Source organism: Streptomyces sp. NPDC007863, from assembly GCF_040633895.1.
Classification (GTDB): Bacteria; Actinomycetota; Actinomycetes; order Streptomycetales; family Streptomycetaceae; genus Streptomyces.
Genome location: NZ_JBEYEI010000001.1, coordinates 1 through 20584, shown reverse-complemented (window position 1 = coordinate 20584; position 20584 = coordinate 1). Strand labels below are relative to the sequence as shown.

General features: G+C 74.5%; 16 protein-coding genes and 1 riboswitch. Of the genes, 8 read left to right on the top strand and 8 right to left on the bottom strand.

Annotated elements, in window-relative coordinates; all coding sequences use genetic code 11:
- The first annotated feature begins 72 nt into the window (after window positions 1–72).
- The 5 genes from ABZ621_RS00080 to ABZ621_RS00060 all read left to right on the top strand — a co-directional run bounded on the left by ABZ621_RS00080 (window position 73) and on the right by ABZ621_RS00060 (window position 4327).
- A complete protein-coding gene (locus tag ABZ621_RS00080; protein ID WP_360598988.1) occupies window positions 73–471 on the top strand; it encodes a metalloregulator ArsR/SmtB family transcription factor in 399 nt (132 codons plus the stop codon).
- A gap of 86 nt (window positions 472–557) precedes the next feature.
- Window positions 558–682, top strand: a riboswitch (cobalamin riboswitch).
- A gap of 177 nt (window positions 683–859) precedes the next feature.
- The gene (locus ABZ621_RS00075) at window positions 860–1879 is read left to right on the top strand and encodes an ABC transporter substrate-binding protein (RefSeq protein WP_360598986.1); all 1020 of its coding nucleotides are present in this window, start codon (window positions 860–862) and stop codon (window positions 1877–1879) included.
- A complete protein-coding gene (locus tag ABZ621_RS00070; RefSeq protein WP_360598984.1) occupies window positions 1876–2961 on the top strand; it encodes an iron chelate uptake ABC transporter family permease subunit in 1086 nt (361 codons plus the stop codon). The genes ABZ621_RS00075 and ABZ621_RS00070 overlap by 4 nt, the downstream gene beginning before the upstream one ends.
- The gene (locus tag ABZ621_RS00065; protein WP_360598982.1) at window positions 2958–3782 is read left to right on the top strand and encodes an ABC transporter ATP-binding protein; all 825 of its coding nucleotides are present in this window, start codon (window positions 2958–2960) and stop codon (window positions 3780–3782) included. The genes ABZ621_RS00070 and ABZ621_RS00065 overlap by 4 nt, the downstream gene beginning before the upstream one ends.
- Before the next feature lie 59 nt (window positions 3783–3841).
- Window positions 3842–4327 carry a hypothetical protein gene (locus ABZ621_RS00060; RefSeq protein WP_360598980.1) on the top strand — a complete coding sequence of 162 codons (486 nt, stop codon included), beginning with the start codon at window positions 3842–3844 and terminating at the stop codon, window positions 4325–4327.
- Window positions 4328–4352: 25 nt separating this feature from the next.
- Here ABZ621_RS00060 and ABZ621_RS00055 read toward each other — a convergent pair whose 3' ends face one another.
- Window positions 4353–5468, bottom strand: a complete 1116-nt coding sequence (locus tag ABZ621_RS00055) for a PP2C family protein-serine/threonine phosphatase (protein WP_360598978.1) — start codon at window positions 5466–5468, stop codon at window positions 4353–4355.
- A 210-nt stretch (window positions 5469–5678) separates the two neighbouring features.
- On the opposite strand from ABZ621_RS00055, the gene ABZ621_RS00050 reads away from it, so the two are divergent.
- From ABZ621_RS00050 to ABZ621_RS00040, 3 genes are all read left to right on the top strand, one after another.
- Window positions 5679–6251 (top strand): antibiotic biosynthesis monooxygenase, encoded by a 573-nt coding sequence (locus ABZ621_RS00050; RefSeq protein ID WP_360598976.1) that lies wholly within the window; start codon window positions 5679–5681, stop codon window positions 6249–6251.
- Window positions 6252–6402: 151 nt separating this feature from the next.
- On the top strand, window positions 6403–7497 hold the full coding sequence (locus ABZ621_RS00045) for a BTAD domain-containing putative transcriptional regulator (protein WP_360598974.1): 1095 nt from the start codon (window positions 6403–6405) through the stop codon (window positions 7495–7497).
- Window positions 7498–7613: 116 nt separating this feature from the next.
- Window positions 7614–9170, top strand: a complete 1557-nt coding sequence (locus ABZ621_RS00040) for a hypothetical protein (protein ID WP_360598972.1) — start codon at window positions 7614–7616, stop codon at window positions 9168–9170.
- Between the two features lie 109 nt (window positions 9171–9279).
- On the opposite strand, the gene ABZ621_RS00035 is transcribed toward ABZ621_RS00040, so the two are convergent.
- The 7 genes from ABZ621_RS00035 to ABZ621_RS00005 form a co-directional block, all read right to left on the bottom strand.
- Entirely contained in the window at window positions 9280–10356 is a 1077-nt protein-coding gene (locus ABZ621_RS00035) for an alpha/beta hydrolase-fold protein (protein ID WP_360598970.1), read from the bottom strand.
- The gene (locus tag ABZ621_RS00030; protein ID WP_360598968.1) at window positions 10353–12842 is read right to left on the bottom strand and encodes a penicillin acylase family protein; all 2490 of its coding nucleotides are present in this window, start codon (window positions 12840–12842) and stop codon (window positions 10353–10355) included. Before ABZ621_RS00030 ends, ABZ621_RS00035 begins: the two co-directional genes overlap by 4 nt.
- Window positions 12843–12936: 94 nt before the next feature.
- Entirely contained in the window at window positions 12937–14343 is a 1407-nt protein-coding gene (locus ABZ621_RS00025; RefSeq protein WP_360598966.1) for a serine/threonine-protein kinase, read from the bottom strand.
- A complete protein-coding gene (locus ABZ621_RS00020; RefSeq protein ID WP_360598964.1) occupies window positions 14340–15140 on the bottom strand; it encodes a serine/threonine protein kinase in 801 nt (266 codons plus the stop codon). Before ABZ621_RS00020 ends, ABZ621_RS00025 begins: the two co-directional genes overlap by 4 nt.
- A 512-nt stretch (window positions 15141–15652) precedes the next feature.
- The gene (locus ABZ621_RS00015) at window positions 15653–17683 is read right to left on the bottom strand and encodes a family 43 glycosylhydrolase (protein ID WP_360598962.1); all 2031 of its coding nucleotides are present in this window, start codon (window positions 17681–17683) and stop codon (window positions 15653–15655) included.
- Between the two features lies 1 nt (window position 17684).
- On the bottom strand, window positions 17685–19181 hold the full coding sequence (locus ABZ621_RS00010; protein WP_360598960.1) for a hypothetical protein: 1497 nt from the start codon (window positions 19179–19181) through the stop codon (window positions 17685–17687).
- Window positions 19182–19271: 90 nt separating this feature from the next.
- Window positions 19272–20255, bottom strand: coding sequence for an esterase family protein (locus ABZ621_RS00005; protein ID WP_360598958.1), 984 nt, complete (start codon window positions 20253–20255; stop codon window positions 19272–19274).
- Between the last annotated feature and the right edge of the window lie 329 nt (window positions 20256–20584).

Sequence of the window (20584 nt, the reverse complement as noted above, 5' to 3'; positions counted from 1 at the left end):
GCCGGCGGACGATGCGCCCACCATACAGGAACACATGAATAGGTCTTCAGGTGTCGTCCGTATCATGGTCCCATGGGCCACGGACCGATTGCCACCAGCACCACGCGCGAACGCCTCGACGCGGTCGGCGCCACCGACGTCGCCGCGACGCTCCAGGCCCTCGCCACGCCCTCGCGGCTGTACATCCTGGCGCGCCTGCGCGAAGGGCCGTCCTCGGTCGGGGAGTTGGCGACGGCCGTCGGCATGGAGCCTTCCGCCTGCTCCCACCAGCTCCGGCTGCTGCGCAACCTCGGTCTGGTGACCGGCGAGCGCCACGGCCGCTCGATCGTCTACGCCCTCTACGACAACCACGTCGCCGAACTCCTCGACCAGGCGCTGCACCACGTCGAGCACCTGCGCCTCGGCGTCCGCGACCTGCCCGCCGAGCTCGACGCGCCGGCGGCCCGCGCGGGCGCCGCCGCAGGCGAGTAGCCCCGCCGGGGAGCAAGATCCGGTTGTGGTAATTTGCCGGGGCCAGTCGCACCCCTGCACGGATCCACGCGGTCCGTGCGGAGGTCAGGGAATCCGGTGGGAATCCGGAACTGACGCGCAGCGGTGAGGGTGACGGGCGGGACATCGGCCACTGGGCCCCGAGGGGGCCTGGGAAGGCGTTCCGTCCGGACGACCCCGAGTCCGAAGACCTGCTGGCGGCCCGGGCGGCGGTCGTACGGCGTCCGGGGAGCACCGTACATCAGGCTCCGCGCATGAGCCGTGACGCAGAGGATCCTTCCCCGTGCCGTTCCCCGTGCCCTTCGCACACACCGCTCGTTCCGTCCGTCCCTCCCGTTCCGCCGGTTCTTCTCGCTCCGCCCGTTCCGCCGTGCTGCTGGTGGCCGGTGCCGTGCTCGTGGCCGGCTGCGGCGCCGGCGGGGCGGCGTCGCCCGGCCCGTCCGGGGCGAAGGCGGCGGACGGCGCCGGGTACCCCGTCCGCCTCGACAACTGCGGACAGCGCGTCGAGGTCGCCGCCGCACCCCGCCGGGCCGTCGCCCTCGACCAGGGGTCGGCCGAGATCCTGCTCTCCCTCGGCCTCGCCGACCGGATGGCGGGCACCGCCACCTGGACGGACCCGGTGCTCAAGGGCCTGGAGAAGGCGAACGCGTCCGTGCCCCGGCTCGCCGAGCGCTACCCGTCGTTCGAGAAGGTCCTCGACGCCGAACCCGACTTCGTCAGCGCCTCCTTCCTCTACACCCTGGGCAAGGGCGGCGTGGCACCGCGCGAGCGGTTCACGAAGCTCGGCGTCCCCACGTACCTCTCCCCCGCCGACTGCGTCGGCAAGGACAACGGCGGCGACGGCGACGGCGTGCGCACCGAGCCGCTCACGATGGACGCCGTGTACGGCGAAGTCCGCGACCTGGCACGGATCTTCGGGGTTCCGGAGCGCGGCGAGAAGCTCGTCGGGGAGCTCCGCGCCCGGGTCGAGAAGGCCAAGGCCGGGGCCGACTTCGGCGACGCGTCCGTCCTGTACTGGTTCTCCGACTCCCAGGGGCCGTACATGGCCGGCTGCTGCGGCGCGCCGGGGATCATCAGCGGGACGCTCGGCGTGCGGAACGTCTTCGACGACACGAAGGAGGAGTGGCCGCAGATCAACTGGGAGACGGTCGTGGACCGCGACCCCGACGTGCTGGTGATCGCCGACCTGACCCGCAAGGCGCAGTCGGCCGAGAGCGCCGCGAAGAAGATCGAGTTCCTGGAGTCGCACCCGGTCACCCGGAACATGACGGCGGTCCGGAAGAAGCGGTACGTGATCCTCAGCGGCCAGGCCATGAACCCCACCATCCGCACCGTGGAAGGCATCGAGCAGCTGGCGGCCGCCCTGCGCACGCACGGGCTCACGAAGTGACCCCCGCCTCCTCCCCCGCCTCCACTTCCGCTGCCTCCGGCGCCTCCGGCTCCGCCTCCGCGCGGTCCTCCCGGGCGCTCACGCCGCTCGCGGGGGCGGCCGGGGTCGCTCTCCTCTGCGTCTCGGTCGCGCTCGCCGTCACCCTCGGTCCGGCCGACATCCGGGTCGCCGACGCCTGGTCCGTCGTCGCCGCGCGCCTCGGCGGAGAGCCGTCCGGCCTGAGCGCGATCCGCGAGGGCATCGTCTGGGACCTGCGGCTGCCCCGCACCCTCCTCGCCGCCGTGTGCGGGGCCGGGCTCGCCGTCTGCGGCGCCGTGATGCAGTCGCTGCTGCGCAATCCGCTCGCCGACCCCTTCGTCCTCGGCGTCTCCTCCGGCGCGTCGACCGGCGCGGTCGCGGTCGTCGTCCTCGGTGCCGGCGGCGGCCTGGTGTCCGTCACCGGCGGCGCCTTCCTGGGCGCGGTCTGCTCCTTCGCCCTGGTCCTGCTGCTGAGCCACACCCTGGGCGGGTCGACGGACCGCGTCGTCCTCGCGGGGGTCGCGGCGATGCAGCTCTTCTCCGCCCTGACCTCCTTCGTCGTGATGACCGCCGCCGACGCCGAGACCACCCGGGGCGTCCTCTTCTGGCTGCTCGGCTCGCTCGGCGGGGCGGACTGGACCGACGTCGGGGCGTGCGCGGCCGTCCTCGCCGGCGCGCTCCTCGTGTGCGGCGGACACGCCCGTACGCTCGACGCCTTCGCGTTCGGCGAGGACGCGGCGGCGGCGCTCGGCGTGTCCGTGGCGCGGACCCGCCTGGTCCTGCTCTCCGTGACCGCCCTGCTGACCGCCGTCCTGGTGTCCTCCGCGGGCGCGATCGGCTTCGTCGGCCTGGTGCTGCCGCACGCGGTGCGCGCCCTCACCGGACCGGGGCACGCGCGGCTGCTGCCGCTGACCGCGCTCGCCGGGGCCGTCTTCCTCGTCTGGGCCGACACCCTCGCCCGGACGGTCCTCGACCCGCAGGAGGTGCCGGTCGGCGTGGTGACGTCGCTGATCGGCGTCCCCGCCTTCGTCCTCGTCCTGTACCGCACCCGGAGCGGCCGATGAACGGCACACCGACGACCCGTACGCCTCCCGTCGACACCGGTACGGGGCTCCGCGCCGAGCGGGTGTCGCGGACGGCCGGGGGAGCCCTCGTCCTGGACGGCGTGACGCTGGCACCGCGCCCGGGCACGCTCACCGGGCTGCTCGGCCCGAACGGCTCGGGGAAGTCCACCTTCCTGCGCGTCCTGGCGGGCGTCCTGGCGCCGGACGCCGGGGTCGTGACCCTGGACGGCGCGCCGCTCGCCGCCGTGCCGCGCCGCGCGCTCGCCCGGCGCGTCGCGGTCGTCGAGCAGCACGCCGACACGCAGGTGGACCTCACGGTGGCCGACGCCGTGCGCCTCGGCCGCGTCCCGCACCGGCGGGCCTGGTCGCCCGCGACGGCCGCCGACGAGGAGGCCGTACGGTCCGCGCTGGCCCGCACCGGACTCACCGACCGGGCGCACCGCACCTGGCGCACCCTCTCCGGCGGCGAGCGGCAGCGGGTCCAGATCGCCCGCGCCCTCGCGCAGGAACCGCGCGAACTGCTGCTCGACGAGCCGACGAACCACCTCGACATCCAGCACCAGCTGGACCTCCTGGCCCTGGTCTCGGCCCTGCCGCTGACCTGCGTCGTGGCGCTGCACGACCTCAACCTCGCCGCGATGCACTGCGACCACCTGGTGGTGCTGCGCGAGGGGCGCGTGGTGGCGGCCGGGCCGGTGCGCGAGGTCCTCACCGAGCGGCTCGTCGCGGACGTCTACGGCGTCCGCGCCACCGTCACCCACCCCGGCCCGGACGGCCGCCCCCACATCCGGTTCCTCGGCACGGCGCACCGGGACGCCTGACGGGCGGTGGCCTGTTCGCGCCCTGTCGGGGCGGGCCGCCGGATGGTCGACTGGTCGGCGTGTCGGGCATCATCGCGGCGGCCATCGCCGTCATCGGAACCTTGCTGGGCGCCGTCGTCGCCCACCGCTACCAGGAGAAGACCGCGCTCAGGTCGGCGGCCCGCGCCGGCCAGGAGCGCGGCCACCAGCGCCTCCTCGACGCCTGCGCCGGGTTCGTCGCCTCGGCGGAGGACTACCGGCGCGCCCAGTACGACCGGTGGACGAGCCACCACGCGACGCCGGACACGGACGTGGCCCGCGCGGCGCGGGCGGAGTCGCACCGCCTCTACGTCGAGGTCCGCAGCGGTGTCCTCCGGCTGCGGCTCGTCGCCTCGGGACCGGCCGCGCGACGACTCGCCGAGCAGGCCGCCGAGATCCTGACGCGGACCCGGGAGATCTTCTTCGCCGCCGACCGGGCCGACATGCTGGCCCGGGGCGAGGCCGTGGAGCGCGCCTGCGAGACCTTCACGGCCGAGGCGGCGGAGGCACTGGCCGCGGAGGAATGACGGACGGCGCCCGGGAGCGGGTCTCTCAGACAGCCGTGTCCGGGCCCGGAGCCGTATCCCTGCCCGGGGCCGGAGCCGTGACCCTGTCCGCGGCCGGAGCCGGATCCGGCGGCGTGCCGGTCCGCTGTACGGCGACGAGCGCCGCGTCGTCGCCGAGGTGGCCGCCCGCGTACGTCTGGAGGTCGGCCCGCAGCCGGTCGAGGAGCGCCGGAGGGTCGTCCCCGGCGCCGGCCCAGGCCGCGAGCCGTTCCGTGAGGGGGTAGAAGGCACGGTTGTCGTCGCGGGCCTCCGTCACCCCGTCCGTGTGGAGGAGCAGCACGTCCCCGGCCGCGAAGGGGAAGGTCTCGACGGTCACGTCCGCCGCGAGGACGTCCGAGAGCCCGAGCGGGGGGCTCGATCCGGCCGACGCGAGGGGGGTCACCCGGCCCCCGCTGAGGAGCAGCGGGGGCGGGTGGCCGCAGTTCACGAGGCGTACGACCGGCTCGCGGTCGGGGATGTCGAGGACGAGGGCGGTGACGAAGGCCTCGTCGGTGCCGTCGGCGTCGAACGCCCGGTCGTTGCGCTCGTCCGAGCCGACGCCCGCCTCCAGCTGCCCGACCAGCTCGGGCAGGCCCCGCTCCCGGCGGGCCGTGACCCGGAAGGCGCCGAGGACGAGTGAGGCCTCGCTGATGGCGTCGAGGCCCTTGCCCCGGGCGTCGCCGATGAGCAGCCGGGTCCCGGAGGCCGTGCGGGCGGCCGCGTACAGGTCGCCGCCCATCTGCGCCTCCTCCTCGGCGGCGAGGTAGACCGAGGCGATCCGGAGGGGTCCCGACCGCTCGGGGAGGGGCGGCAGGACGACGCTCTGGGCGGCGTGGGCGATGGAGCGGAGGCGCGCCATCCGGCTCTCGTCGCGTTCGCGGAGGTGGGCGAAGAAGGTGGCGATGACGGAGATCAGGACGAGGGCGACGATCTGGTAGGTGTGGTTGAGGTCCGTGACGCTGGTGCGGAGGACCGCCACCACCGTCTGCGCGAGGACCGCGACGGCGCCGACGAAGGCCGTCATCCGGGCCCCGGCGAAGGAGGCCGTCACGGCGGGCGCGGCGATCAGGAACGGACCCAGGTGCACCTCGGGCGGGACCAGCAGGTCCACGATCGTGACCACGGCGATCAGCGCGAACGAGACGGCCGGCAGGAACCGCCGCCCGCCGCGCCGTGGCGGCCGGGGAACGGGGTCTCGCCGGTGGGGGCACACGTACAAGGCATACCCCAGGCGCCGGGACCTGTCCTGTCCTGTCGTGTCCTGTCGCGGTCCGGCCCGTTCCGCCGGGTCAGTAGAGTGGGCGCGGGCGCGGTGAGATCACGAGGAGTCGAGTTGACCGCGGTCAGCCTTGAGCACGCCACCGTCCCCGCCGACACCGGCGAGGTGACCCTGCTGATAGCCCGCCGGGTGGAGCCCGGCCACGAGGCCTCGTTCGAGCGGTGGGCGCAGGGGATCCTGGACACCGCCGCGACCTTCCCCGGCCACCTCGGGTACGGGCTCTTCCGCTCCTCCGGCGGTGACGCCCCCTGGTTCCTGGTGCACCGGTTCCGGAACGCGGAGGCCTGCCGGACCTGGCAGGAGTCGCCGGAGCGGGCGGCCTGGTTCGCCGACTGCGAGGGGCACCACCACACCGAGATCGCCCGGCGGAGGCTGACGGGCATGGAGACGTGGTTCGCCAAGCCGGGCTCCACCCGTCCGGCGCCGCCGCGCTGGAAGATGGCGGTGAGCGCGACCCTGGCGATCTACCCGATCTCCGTCCTCGGGAGTCTCTTCCTGGCGCCCCGCCTCACCGGTCTCCCCCTCCTCCTCGGCAGCCTGGTCACGGCCTGCGTCTTCAACGTGCTCATGACGTACGTGTCGATGCCGGCCGTCAGCAGACTGCTGCGCCGCTGGCTCACCCCGTAGCGGACGCCGGGGCGGGCGCCCGCGCGGCCTCCTCGCCGCGCCCCGCCCGCCTCGATGTCACTCCGGATCGTTCCGGATGCCGTGGCGTCCGCGCCTCCTCCTACCGTGACGGCGGAGTCCGCCAGACCGAGCAGTACGGAGCCGGAGGAGCATGTTGCCGACGACCGCCACCGGCCGGCCCACCGCCGTCGCGCTCGGGCCGCTGGAGCGCCGGGTGCTCACCGCGGTCGGCTGCGGTCTGCGGGACGACGAGATCGCCGCCTCGCTCGCCCTCCCCGAGGAGAGGGTGGCCGAGCACCTCGCGCGGATCCTCGTGAAGCTGGGGCTGCGCGACCGGGCGGCGGCGATCGTCCACGCCTTCGACGCGGGCCTGGTCTCGCCGGGGCACGGCCCCCGCGCGCGGACCGCGGACCGGTCGGCGCAGCGGTCCCGTACCGGCCGGGAAGGCGCTCCGGAGATACGGATCTCCGTGCTCGGACCGCTGCGGGCGTGGCGCGACGGGCGGCCGCTGGCCCTGGGGCATCCGCGCCAGCAGGCCGTCCTGGCGGCGCTCGCGATGGAGGCGGGGCGGACGCTGAGCCGGCGGGAACTCCTCGACGGCATCTGGGGGATGGAGCCGCCGGCCGCCAACGTGGTGCCGGTGTACGTCTACCGCCTGCGCGGGACCCTGCGCACCGACGAGGGACCGGACACCGTCATCGAGCACGACCGGCGCCGCGGCTACCGTCTCGTTCCGGGCAGGGTCGACGTGGACCTCACCCGGCTGGAGAAGCTGGTGGCCGCCATCGGGGCGGCGGACCGGGCGGACGATCCGGCCGAGGCGGTCCGCCTCTGCTCCCGGGCGCTCGGGCTGTTCCGGGGCGAGCCCCTGGAGGGGCTGCCCGGGCCGCTCGCCGAGCTGGAGCGGGTGCGGCTCGGGGAGCGGAGGGTCGCCCTCGCGCGGTGGAAGGCGGAGTGCCGGCTGCGGCTCGGGCAGTGCGCGGACGCCGTGGCCGAGCTGTTCGCCCTGGCCGCGGAGCAGCCGTGGAACGAACCGGTCGCGGCCCTGCTGATGCGTGCCCTGTACCGGACCGGCCGTCAGGCCGAGGCGCTCGCTGTGTTCGACCGCACGTGCCGGCGGCTCGCCGACGACCTCGGGGTCACGCCGAGCATGCTGCTGCGCCGGACCCGCCGGATGATCCTGTGCGGGGACGAGGCCGGTCTCGGCCGGCCGGTGGCCGCGGACGCGTCGAGGCCGTTCGCCTGACCCCGCGCGCGGCGCCGTCCTCGGCGGCGGCCCCGGGAACCCCACGGCCCCCGGCATTCCATCCGTATTTCATCACCCGCTCCTAGTGTCGGCCGCCGACGACCTGGGAGGTCCGAGTGAAGCAGTTACGTTCATGGTGGGGCGGGTTCCTCCTTCCCCTGCTGGCCGGCGCGCTCCTGCTGGCCGCCGTCGCGCCGCCCGCCGCGGCGCGCGGCACGGCCGCGGCGTCCTCCGACCGCGGCGGCCCGATCACCCGGAGCGAGGTGCTCCAGCGCGCGCAGGCCTGGGTGGACCAGCGGCCGCCGTACAGCCAGGGCGCCTACTGGCCGGGCCCCGGGGGCGACTTCGACTACCGCACCGACTGCTCCGGCTTCGTGGCGATGGCCTGGCACCTGGACGCCAACCCCAACACGCAGGGCCTGCCGAACTTCTCGTACGAGATCGCGCGGAGCGAGCTGCGGGCCGGGGACATCCTCAACTCGTTCTACAACCACGTGATCATCTTCCACGAGTGGGTGGACGACCAGGGCGGCTTCTCCTACTACAGCTTCGGCGGCGGCTCCAGCGGCGTCGAGCCGCCGGGGCACTTCTACGGGAACATCCACGGCGCCACGATCGACGGCCACCCGAACGGCGACTACCAGGCCCTGCGGTACCACGGCATCGTCGACGAGGCCGAGAAGCGCAGGGCGCACCCCAACGGCTCGGGCCGTGTGGTGTCCGCGCGGTCCTCCGACGGACGCCTCGAAGCCTTCGCCGCCGGCGCCGACGGCGTGTACCACTCCTGGCAGACCGAGGTGAACGGCGGCTGGTCGCCGTGGCAGTTCAAGGGCGGCCCGCGCGGCGCGCAGCTGACCCTCGCGGCCAACGCGGACGGCCGGCTCGAACTGTTCGCGCTCTCGGACGCCACCTTCGACCACATGTGGCAGACCGCGCCCAGCGCGGGCTGGTCCGGCTGGGCGAACTTCGGCACCGGCGGATACCGGCTGGCCGCGGGCGCCAACGCCGACGGCCGCGTCGAGGTGTTCGCGTCCAACGCCGACGGCGTCTTCCACCGCTGGCAGACGGCGCCCGGCGGCGGCTGGTCGTCCTGGGAGGGCGTGGGGGGCGGCCCGGCGCTCTCCCGGCTCGCCATGGAGACCGCGCCCGACGGGCGCCTGGAGGTCTTCGCCCTGTCGGACTCGGCCTTCGGCCACCTCTACCAGACCTCCGTCAACGGCGGCTGGTCCGGCTGGGAGGACTTCGGCGGCGGCGGGCACGACCTCGCCGTCAGCCACAACCAGGACGGCCGTCTGGAGGTGTTCGCCTCGAACGGGGACGGCGTCTTCCACAAGTGGCAGACCAGCCCCACCTCGTGGTCGGAGTGGACGGGCACCGGCGGGATCCCCGACGCCGAGCTGACCACCGCGCGGACGGTCGACGACCGCGTCGAGGTGTTCGCGATCAACGCGACCACGGCGAGCCACTCGTGGCAGACGGGGCGGAACGCGCCGTTCTCGGCGTGGGAGACCTTCGGCGGCGGCGGCACCGAGATCGCCGCGGCCGGCAACGCCGACGGACGCATCGAGGTCTTCGGCACCAGCCACGCCGGCGTCTACCACCGCTGGCAGACGGGCTTCGCCGACTGGTCGGAATGGGCCTGGCTGAACGGCCCCGGCCCCGCGATGCCCTGACCGGTCCCACCGGTGCCACCGGTCGGCCGCGGCGGGCGGGACGCCGTCGCCGCCCCGCCCGCCGCGGCTGCGGTGAGCGGGGCGGCGACCGGGCGCCCGTACCGTGCGGTCAGGAGGCGAAGGCCCGCTCCAGCCTCGGGACCAGGTCGAGGAGCGACTGCGTCCAGCAGCCGGAGTTGTGGCCGCCGTCGCACTGGGTGCCCCAGCCGGCACCGTCTCCGTAGTTCACGAAGTAGTACGGCATGCCCAGGGCGTCCAGGCGGGCCTTGACGTTCTTGGACGCGCCCGAGACCCAGAACTCCGGGTTCAGGGGCGAACCGCCGCCGTCGCCCGTGTAGATCGAGATCCCGGTGTCCCGGAGCCGGTCCATGTGCTGCGACGGGTCGACCTGGTTCCACCGCCAGTCGACGTTGAACACCGGGTAGGGCGAGCCGAACAGGGCGTCGCTGTCCACTCCGGGCTTGTACGCCGAGTTCTCCGGGTCGCAGTAGCCGGACGAGGAGGCGCACACCGCGCCCATCGCGTCCGTGACGGAGGCGACGACGGCCATGCGCAGGTCCATGGAGTTGGCCGACAGGTCGATGTCGCCGGAGAGCGACGCGGTCTGGCCGAAGAGGTCGGGGCGCGCCTGGGCGTAGTGGAAGGCCCCGAAGCCGCCCATGGAGATGCCGGCGACCGCCCGGGACTTCCTGGCCGGGAGGGTCCGCAGGTTCGCGTCGACGAAGGGGACGACCTGCTCCAGGTGGAAGGTCTCCCAGTTCTGCGCGCCGAGTACGGTCTTCTGGTTCAGCCAGTTCGCGTACCAGCTCCGCGCGCCGCCGTCGGGGATGACGGTGATCATCCGGTCGGACATCGACAGGGCCGGGTAGGTCTGGTTGACGGGATCGTCGGGCGAGCCGTGCAGGAAGTACAGGACCGGGTAGCGGCGGTCCGGGTCGTCGTAGTAGCCGCGCGGCAGAATGATCTTGATGTGCTGTTCGCCCGACACCTGCGGCGTGGTGACGGTGAGGTGGAAGGCGTGGGCGTCGCCCACGGCGGGTGCGACCTGGGTCAGGCCGAAGCCGTCCGGCAGGGCCGGCGGGGTGCCGCCGCCGTCGGCCCGGGCCGAGCCGGCCGGCGCGATGACGGCCACGGCGGCGACCGCCCACGCCACCACCGATCTCCACCAGAGCGTCGTCCTCTTCATCGTGTCGTTCCCTTCGTGTCCAGGACCACGACCCGCAGGTCCGGGGTGGCCGCGATCTGTTCCTCGGTGAACCGTTCGGTCACCCATCCGCCGGCCGCGAACAGCTTCGTCTGGTCGGCGTGGTGCGGCGAGTTCGGGTTCGCCGACTGGGAGTAGGCCAGGACGGAGTACGTCTCCGGCGGCCCCTCGGCGGTGAAACGCACCTGCTGGACGAAGCTGGACCCGAAGACGATGTCGAGCCCGCCGTCCACCTGGCCGGGCTCGATCACGTTCAGCACCCCGAGGACGCCGTACGAGCCGTGGACCGGGATCCGCTCGCCGGCGCGGGTGATCGTCTGCACGTCCGAGAGCGCCGCGTTCAGCGGGATGCCGGCCCTGCGCATCGCGAGCACGGCCCGCGCGAGGGAGTCACGCACGGCGGAACTGCCGCCGTCCAGCGAGTTGGGCGTGTGCACCGGGTCCTTGGGGTCGAACGGAACCCGCCACGGCAGCTTCTCCAGGCGCTGCGCACCCTGCAGGTGGTGCCAGTAGGTGGCGAACAGCCAGGAGCCCCGGCTGTCCGACGTGTAGTCGTGGCTCTTCCAGCCGGCCAGGACCGGGCAGGCCTCCCTGATGTCGACGAGGGTGCCGTCCACCAGGACGAGCCCGAACGCGACCCCCTGGCACGCCGCCACCGTGGTGTCGAGCGTGAGGTCCGCCGCCCTGCTGTTGTCCGAGAAGAGCAGCTTCCCCATGGTCTCCGGCGTGAAGCCCCGGCCGGGCAGGCCGTCGGTCCCGTCGATCCGCCGCCGCGCGGTCAGGAGCAGCTCCTGGGTGCGCAGCGACCGGGGCGCCGCCGTGTCCCCCATGATCCGGGGGAAGGAAAGCGGCTGCTCCGGGTTGGCCAGCCAGGGGCTGTCGTTGGCGTTGCCGACGAAGTCGGAGCGGATCAGGCGGGGTTGCTTCGCCGGATCGAGGAGGCCCGGCGCGGCCGCGTTCGGGTCGTCGGGCCAGTCGCAGGCGCTGCGTTTGCCGTCGAGGACGGAGACCGGCGGCACGTTCGGCAGCGGCAGCGACTGGTGGAACAGCAGCTTGCCGGTCTCGGTGAGGCAGGACTGCGCGTGGGCGTCGGTGATGTTGGGGACCGCCTGGATGTCGGCGTACAGCGCGTTGCCCTCGCGGTCGGTGGCGACCGTGTTGAAGAAGGGGACGCCCTGGGTCTTCTCCAGGACGTCCACGACGTCGTGGACGTCCTTCGCCCGGTCGAGGCCGAACCAGGTGTTCAGGGCGCGCAGGTTGTCCCTGTTCACGTCGCGTACCGCGTGGGCGCTGACCACCCAGGGCAGCGGGTAGCCGAAGATCGAGGTGGTGATCGGTCCGTAGCGGGTGGACCACAGCGTCCGGGTGACCGTGCCGGTCGTGCCGTCCGCGTTGCGGACCGCGACGGACACCTGCTGGGACTTCATCCGCTCCCAGGCGCCGTCGACCAGGTACATGGTCGGGTTCAGCGGGTCGACCTGCACGTCGAAGAGCCCGAACGGGGCGACGGTGGCGACGGTGTGGCTCCAGGCGACGTCGTCGTTGTGCCCGATGTTCACCGCGGGCAGGCCGAGCAGGCTGGCCCCGGAGACGTTCACCTCGCCCGGGATCGTCAGGTGGCTCTGCCACATGCGGTTCTTGCCGTGCCACGGGAAGTGCGGGTTGGCGAGGAGCATGCCGGTGCCGCCGGAGACGCCCTGCGAGCCGACCGCCAGCGCGTTGCTGCCCATGCCCTGCCGGCGGTTCTCCGCCAGCGCTTCGCCGATCGCCTTCGCCGTCTTCCGCGCGGTCCGCGCGCGTTCCTCCGCCGAGGGCGCGGGCACCGCCTTCGCGGACGCCCCCGGGGGCGCGGCGGTGACCTGGCCGTCGAGGAGCGGGTCGGCGGTGCCCATGGAGATCTCGGCGTGCGCGTGCCGGTAGACGTCCAGTTCCGTGATCGGCCGCACCCAGGCCGCGCCGCGGCAGGCCGGATCGGAGAGGTTCGCCACGCCGGTCTCCGCCAGGTACCGGTTGTATCCCTGGACGTAGCCTCGGATGGCCTCCTTGACCTGCGGTTCCGGTCCGTCGGGCGCGGGCCGGGCCAGCAGCCGCTCCACGACGCCGTCGTCCTTGAGCCGCTGGAAGTACAGATCGCTGTGGAGGTTGGTGGTGGTGTTCTGGTTCTGGCCGGGACTCGCCCGGCCGTCGGGCCCCAGGTGGCGGGACCGCTCGGCGTCGACCATCAGATAGGTGTCGGCCAGCGTGCAGATGTTGTCCCGGGCCGCCGCGTATCCGTATCCCGTGCCCAGCCCCTCCCAGTCGGAGGCGATGATGTGCGGGATCCCGTACTCGGTGTAGCGGATCGTCGGCCACTCCGGCGCCGTCGCGGCGGCACCGGCGGGTGCCCCGCCGACCGCCGTGGCGGCCACCACCGCCACCAGGGCCGCGACCGCCACCGGCCGTCGCGCCCCGCGTCTTCTCCGTGCCATCGGTACGCCCCTCCGTGAGGTCCGGGCCTTCGTCCGGACGCGGTCACGCTAGGGAGGGGCGATGAAATACCGATGATGCACCGGCCGCTGGCGTTCAGCGGGCGGCGGGCGGGCGGCAGGTCGGCAGGGCGGGGCTGTCCCTGGTGCGGACGGCGGGGAGCCAGGCCTCGGGCGGCACGGAGGCGTGGGAGAGGCGGACGCGGAACCAGCGGGTGGACCGGAGGTCCTCCTCGTCGACGATGGGCTGTCCGTCGTCGACCCGGCAGTCGGCGGTGAGGAGGTCTCCGTGCCAGACCCGGGTCCGTACGACGTTCTCCGCCGTGTAGGGGCGGTGGGGGTCGATCGCCAGGCCCAGACTGCAGTGCCGGTCGTGGTCGGTCCGTTCCTGGCAGCCCCGTTCCGCGTTGAAGACCCGGACGGTGTCGGCCGGCGCGCCGGGACCGGGCCCGGTCGTGTCGGCGCTCAGGGCGGCTCCGGTGCCGCAGAGCGCGGCGGCGAGGAGCGCCGCGCGGGTCCCTCGGCGGAGCGTGCGCCGGGGGGCGGCGGGGCCGTCGCCCCGGGCGGCGATGCGGGCGAGGAGGCTCTCGGCCGTGTGCGGGGCGCGGGAGGCGTGGGTGGGGGAAAGGCAGTCGGCGACGATCGCGCGCCAGAACGGCGGCACGGCGGGGTCCAGGCGGAGGGGCGCGCGGCCCGCCCCGTACTCCTGGGCGGCGGCGCTGCGGGCGATCGGCGTGGCGCCGGGGAAGGGGGCGGCGCCGGAGGCGAAGAGCTCGTGGAGGACGATGCCGAGGGCCCAGATGTCGGCGCTGGCGCGGACCTGGATCCCGAGTTCTCCCAGGGGGGCCCGCCGGCGTTCCGGCGGCAGGTAGTCGAGCGTCCCCAGCGGCGGCGCGTAGCCGTGGGTGCCGGTCAGTTCGGTGGCGAGGCCGAAGTCGGAGAGCTTCACGGAGCCGTCCCCGCCCAGCAGGACGTTCTCCGGCTTGAGGTCGGCGTGGACCCAGCCCGCGCGGTGGAGGTGGGCGAGCCCCTCGCAGATGCCCGCGGCGATGCGGTCGCGGTCGGCCTCGGCGGCGCCCGCGTCGAGGAGTTCGCGCAGGCTGCCGGCGGCCCGCTCCATGACCAGCACCAGGGCGCCGTCCAGCGGGGGGTGGTCCGGTGCCGAGAGCGCGAAGGAGTCCAGGAGGCCGATCAGGCGGGGGTGTCCGGCCCTGCGGCCGAGTTCGACCTCGCGGTGCGCCGACTCCGCGATCCTGCGTGCCTGGAGGGGGGCGAGCCCGGCGGTCGGCATGATCTTGAGGGCGACCTCGGCGGCGGCCGGTGACCGGGCCGCCGAGCCGGACCGTCCGTGCCCGGGGGCCGGGCGCGCCGCGTAGACGGTGGACCAGCCTCCGGTGCCGATCTGCTCGACGACCTCCCACTCCCCCACCCGGCGGCCGGGCGGGAGCCGTTCCGGGAGGCCGTCCGGCCCCGGGGTGCCGCCGCGTGTGTGGAGGGGCGTCATCGCCCGGCGTTCCGCTCGTGTCCGGCCGCCCGGGGCGCGGGCGGCAGCAGGGCGAGGTGTTCCTCCCGTACGAGGCCGAAGCGGAGTGCGAGCCCGACGATCTCCTCCCGCTTGCCGTTGCGGCGGTCGCCGTGGCCCTGCGCGCGGCCGTCGATGCGCAGTTTCTCCTCGGCGAGGTAGTCGATGTGCGAGCTGACGGCCCGGGCGGTGAGCGGGGCGCGGTCGGCGTGGGCGCGGAGCCGGTCGACGATCTGGGGCGTGGTGGGGACGGCGACGCGGGACTGGTCGCGCAGGCGCGGTTCGCAGAGCGCGACGAGGACGAGGAAGTAGGTGGCGGTCTCGTCGAGGGAGTACGCGGTGACGGTGCGGCTCTCCCAGGGGCCGCCGACGGCCCCGGGGTCGAGGTACACGTGGTCGGGGGCGAACACCTGGAAGGCGACGGGGAGTTCGCCCCGGGTGGGCAGCACGACCCGGGCGAACTCGAAGGGGACCGGCGCCCCGACCCGGCGCGGCGGGACCCTGAGGTACTCGCCCGCCCCCTCCGGGTTCTCCACGAGGTACGTGTGGGTGCCGCTGTGGTTGGTCAGCTGCCAGTGGTCGTCGGTCACGCGGATCTCCCCGGCGAGCCGGGAGACCGCGGCGTCGGCGAGGCGGAGTTCGACCGGGGTGCCCGGAGACCCGCGGCCGAAGCGCGCGGCCTCGCCGGGACCGAGCCTCAACGTCACAGCCTCGGCCCGCCGTTCGCCGTCGTCGGCGCCTCCGCCACCCCGTGGCAGATGTACGACCACGCCGCTCATCGCGCCCCCTTCCGCATCGCCCGCCAGCCGGACGAGCGGAACGATACCCACCCCTTACCGGGGTGTACCGGCACGCTTCGGCCACCCGGCGACGGTCTCGAATCCGGCCGCTTCCGGGGGCAGTCCGAGACGGGATCGGATAGGCGGCGAGGCCGTCCCGCAGGGCGCCGGACAGCGGTCGGGGGCGCCGGCGCCGGCTGTGACGGGGGACACCTCCCTGCTCCGCCACGGACGGCTTTTAGAATGCTTTTCCAGTTTTCCGGGCGATGGAATCAGACGTTCCGGCCGGGGTCGCGGCGCGCGTGGCGTCGGTGGAACCACCGGGACGCGGCACGGCGTCGCGTCCGTGACCGGGACCGCCGAACGGTCCCGGTCACGGACGCAAGGTGGGAAAGGTCACGGCCCGGGGCGGTCGGACGCGCCACCCCTCCCGGCCATCCGGCCGGTTCGGGGGCCTCCCGCCGTCCGTCGCGTGGCGCGATCCGTACGCCGGGACCGGCGGCGCCCCGGGCTCAGGGAACGGGGGCTCCCGTGACGACGGGTGCGATCGGCCGGTCGCCGAACGCCGTCCACGGCTGCCACTCGCCGCTGGGCCGCGCCTGGACGCGGGTCCGCACCCCGCCCTCCGGAGTGACGGCGAAGACGTGGATCCGTCCGGTGACGTCCACCGCGGCGGTGGGCGTGGCGGCGAGGCGGAGGCCCGGTTCGCCGAACTCGCGCCCGGGGTCCCACGCTCCGCCCGGGGCGAGCTGCCAGCGGTGGGCGAGCCGGGCACCGCCGGGCGTCAGCGAGAAGGCTTCGAGACGGCCGTCGGCGTTGACGGCGAGCGCGGGGGCGCCGGCGCTCCAGCCGAACAGCGGCTGCCACGCGTCCCAGCCGCCGCTGGGCACGGACTGCCGCCGGGTGAAGGTGCCCACTCCGGAGGGCCCGACGGCGGCGACGGTCAGCCGCCCGCTGCCGTCCCGGGCGGCGCGCGGCGCGGAGCCGGCCGGGCCGCCGAACGCGTGCCACTCCGGTGTCCACGCTCCCCCGGGCGCCTCCTGCCACCGGTGGAGGACGCCGGCGCCTCCCGGACTCGGCGCGAACACCTCCAGGCGGCCGTCGGCGTTCACGCCGACCACCGGCGGAGCCCCGGCGGCACCGCCGAAGCCGGGCTCCCACGGATCCCAGGCGAGGGATCCCGGCGCCCCCTGCCGGCGCCGCGCGAAGGAGACGCCGCCGGGCGCCAGGGCGAAGACCTCCAGACGGCCGGAGGCGTCACGGGCGACGGCGGGCGCGGCACCGGCGGGGCCGCCGAACTCCTCCCAGTCGTACCAGCCTCCGTCCGGCCGCTGGACCCGGTGGTGCAGGTTCACGCCGCCGGGAGCGAGCGAGAACACCTCCAGCCTGCCGTCCGTACCGCGCCCGAGGGCCGGGACCGCGCCGGCCGGGCCGCCGAACCGCTCCCACTCCGACCAGAGGCCGGCGGCCGGGTCGAGCTGGACGCGCCGCAGCATCGAGCGGTCGGCGGCGTCGAGCGCGAAGACGGTGAGGCGGCCGCCGGTGTCGAGAGCGGCCACCGGATTGTCCGGGCTCTGCCAGGTCGGCGGCGCGTCGCGCCACTCCAGCGGCGCCACGTACAGGCCCTGCCGGAACCAGCCCGCGGCCGTGGCGTACCACGCGTCGCCGTCGGCGACCGCCTCGACGGCGTGTCCGGGCACATGCCCCGCCCAGCCGGCGAGGTCGAAGCGGAAGGGGTCCCGGGACGCCAGGACGTCGGTCCCCTCGTAGCCGCCCCTCGGGCCGATGAACAGGTAGTACCAGCCGTCCCGTTCCACCACGAACGGCGACTCGGTGACCGAGACGGTGGCGTCCGTGCTCGCGTCGGCGAAGGCCGTGCCCGGGGCGCTCCAGTGGACGAGGTCGTCGGAGCGCCGGTACGCCACGACGTGCCGGCCGCCCGGGCCCGAGAGCTCCGTGTAGTACATGACCCACGCGTCGCCGATCCGCAGCACCATCGGATCGCGGGCGGCGAGCCCCCGGAACAGCGGTCCCGAGGGTTCGCGCGTCCAGGTGGACAGGTCGGTGGAGGTGGCGAGGTTGATCGCCGCGCCGCCCTGCCCGCCCGCCGCGTAGAACATCCAGTACCTGCCGCCCGCCTCGACGACGTGCGGCGCCCACAGGTGTTCCTCGCCGTGGTAGGCGGGGTCGACGGTGAGGGCGTCGGCGTGGGTGGTCCACGGCCCGTGCACGGTGGGCGCGGAGGCGTGCGCGAAGGCGGTCTCGGCGCCGCTGTCCGGGGACTCCCCGCGCGGTGCGCTGTTCCCCACGATGCTGAACAGGTGCCAGCGGTCCCGCGCCCTGATCAGCGTGTGGTCGTTGAGGTAGCGCGGCGCCGTGGCGGTGAAGGGGTCGTACACGTGGGTGAAGGGACCCGAGCCGATCCACCGCGCGGACGGGACGGGCCCGTCGGAGGCGCGGGCGGCGGGGCCCGCGCCGAGGAGCGGGAGGGCCGCCGCTCCGGCGGCGCCCCGCAGCAGGTTCCGTCTGCCGACCGGTCGCATGTCAGTCGAGTCCCGGGCCCGCGGAGTCGTTGACCCAGCCCCAGGCGGACCAGGTGGAGAAGCCGGTCTGCCAGCGGTGGAAGGTGCCGGTGGGGTTGGTCCCGAAGACCTCGATCCGGCCGTCGGCGTTCGTGGCGGCCGCGACCTCCGTGCCTCCGGTGCCGAAGGTCTCCCAGGCGCTGTACGGGGCGTCGACCCCCGTCTGCCAGGAGTGCGCGGCGGTGCTGCCGTTGATGGCGAAGACCTCGACCCGCCCGTCAGGACCGCGCTCGCTGGTGAGCCGCGCGTCCGCGGGGCCTCCCGTCGGCTCCCACTCGGACCAGCTCGCGGGACCCGTCTGGTACTTGTGGAAGATGCCGACCGGGCCGGAGGCGAAGACCTCCAGGCGCCCGTCGGCGTTGTGGTCCACCGTCAGGTCGTGCCCGCCGCCGCCGAAGGCGTCCCATCCGGACCAGCCGCCGCTGGGGGACGTCTGGTACTGGTGCTGGAAGACGTCGCCGTTGAGGGCGAAGACCTCAAGGCGGCCGTCGCGGGACTTCTCCATCTCCACCCGGGCGTCCGCCGGCCCGCCCCCGGTGGGCTCCCAGTCCGACCAGCCGCCGTTCGGCGCCGTCTGGTACTTGTGGAACAGACCGGCGGGCCCGGACGCGAACACCTCGATCCGGCCGTCGGCGTTCACCCCGGCGGCCGCGTCCTTGCCGCCCCCGCCGAAGGGCTCCCAGCCCGACCAGCCGCCGGACGGGGACAGCTGGTAGCGGTGGAGGAAGGTGTCGCCGTCGATCGCGAAGAGCTCCAGACGGCCGTCCGCGTTGGGCGCGACGGCCAGCTCCGCGCCGGCCGGGCCGCCGAGCGGCTCCCAGGCCGACCAGGCGCCGTTCACCTCGACCTGCCAGGCGTGGTGCACGCCGTCGGCGCCCGCGGCGAACACCTCCAGACGGCCGTCCGCCGACCGGGCCGAGACGACCCGGCCCGACTCGGCCGGGTACACGAGCGGAGCGGGCCCGGGCTCCCCCGGATGCCCGAGACGGTCGACCGCCGCCCGCGCCTCCTCCATGTGCCGCAGGTGCAGGTTCTGGTTGTAGGTGGACCAGGGCTGCCAGTCCGTCCCGCCGGAGGAGATGGCGAAGGCCGCGTTCGCGTTGCACTGCGCGTCGTAGGCGCAGGCGTCGTCGACCTCGGGATGCCAGTAGTCGTTGATCTGCCACAGGCCGCGGTCGGTGGAGGCCGGCGAGTTGTTCTGCGTGTTGGACGCCAGGGGGTCACAGCTGGACTCGGCGAGGGCCACGGCCACCGCGGTCACCAGCGCCTCGCCCCGGAAACCGGCCTGGTAGCCGACCTGGGCGCACAGGTCGCTCCCGGCCGCGTGCGCCGGCGACGCCCCGGCGAGCGCGCCGGCGGCGAGGAGCAGCGACGTGAGGGCCGACGCGGCGATCCGGTGCGGAGCCCGGCGTCGTGAGGGCTGGGGGCCGCCCGCTGCGGGGCGTCGGACGCTCGTCACCTGCGGTCTCCTTGGGATGGGGTGGTACGCCGGCCCGTCGGGTGGAGGGGTGCGCGGCCCGCCGCACGGGGGCGCGCCGCGCACCGGGGCTCACGCCTTGCGGAGCCGGTCGATGATGCCGTCGATGTCGCGCTGCATCATGTCGTGGCGGATGAAGTGGCCGCCCGGCAGCTCGTGCCACTCGTGCGGGATGCCCGCGTTGCCGAGGAGGGAGCGGAACTCCCTCTGCCCGGCGAGGACATGGGACTCGTTGGCGGTGTCGAACCAGTTGACCGGGTCCGGGCTGGTGCCGGCGACGAGGAAGACCCGCTTGTGGCGGTAGCTCTCGATCCGCTGGACCGGGTTGTCGGCGTTCACGCGCGCCTCGTCCCAGAACGGCGCGCCGTAGACCGTGCCGCCGCCCAGTTCGAGCGCCGCGGAGGTGGCGTTGGCCCAGTGGACCACCATGCCGTTGTCACGGCGGAGGCTGGCCGGGCCCGAGTGGGAGCTGACGGAGGCGAAGTGGCCGTAGTACTTGGCCGCGTACTTCAGCGCGCCGAAGCCGCCCATGGAGAAGCCGGACACGGCACGGCCGTCGTACTCGGCGTAGGTGCGGAAGTTGGCGTCGATCCACGGGATCAGCTGCGCGATGTGGAAGTGCTCCCAGTTGCGCGGGCCGACGTTGGAGCTGACCGGGTTGGAGTACCAGCCGGTCCGCCCGCCGTCGGGCATGACGACGATGATCGGCTTGCCCGCGGTCCAGGCGCGGATGCCCTCGCGGTCGAAGGTGATGAAGTCCTGCTCGCCGCCGTGGAGCAGGTACAGCACGGGATAGCGGCGGCCGCTCCAGTGGTAGTCGTCGGGCAGGAGCACGTTCACGGCGGGGTTCCAGCCGATGGCGCTGGTGGAGAACCGGTAGTACCACATGCGGTGGTCGGCCTCGCCGCGCTCCACGATCCGCAGCCCGAAACCGTCGCCGACGGCGGCGGCCGGCCCGGCCGCGGCGACGACGCCCGCGCCGCCGAGGGCCAGGGCGGCCGACAGGCCGCCGGCGGACTTGAGGATGTTCCTGCGCGAGGGATGCTGCGCGCTCAACGTGACCTCCGGGTCGAGAACATGGGGAGGTCCGGAGGGCGGCGGCGGGACTCCCGTGCCGGTCCGGACCGTACGGTCGAACGGTCCGGAAGCTAGCAACGGGACGGGCGGGGCGGGACCCGGAACGTTACGGACTGACGCCCGGGAGCGCGGACGCTAGAAAGGGAGGGCCGAGCCCTCCACGGACGGCGGGCCGCCCCCGGGAAGGATTCCGGAACGTTCCGACCGGGATGTCCTGCTGGAACATCCGCCCACGACCTCCCAGACATACGACAGCGGCCCGACCCCTCTTGCGAGGCCGGGCCGCTGCGTCGTACACGCATCAGAAG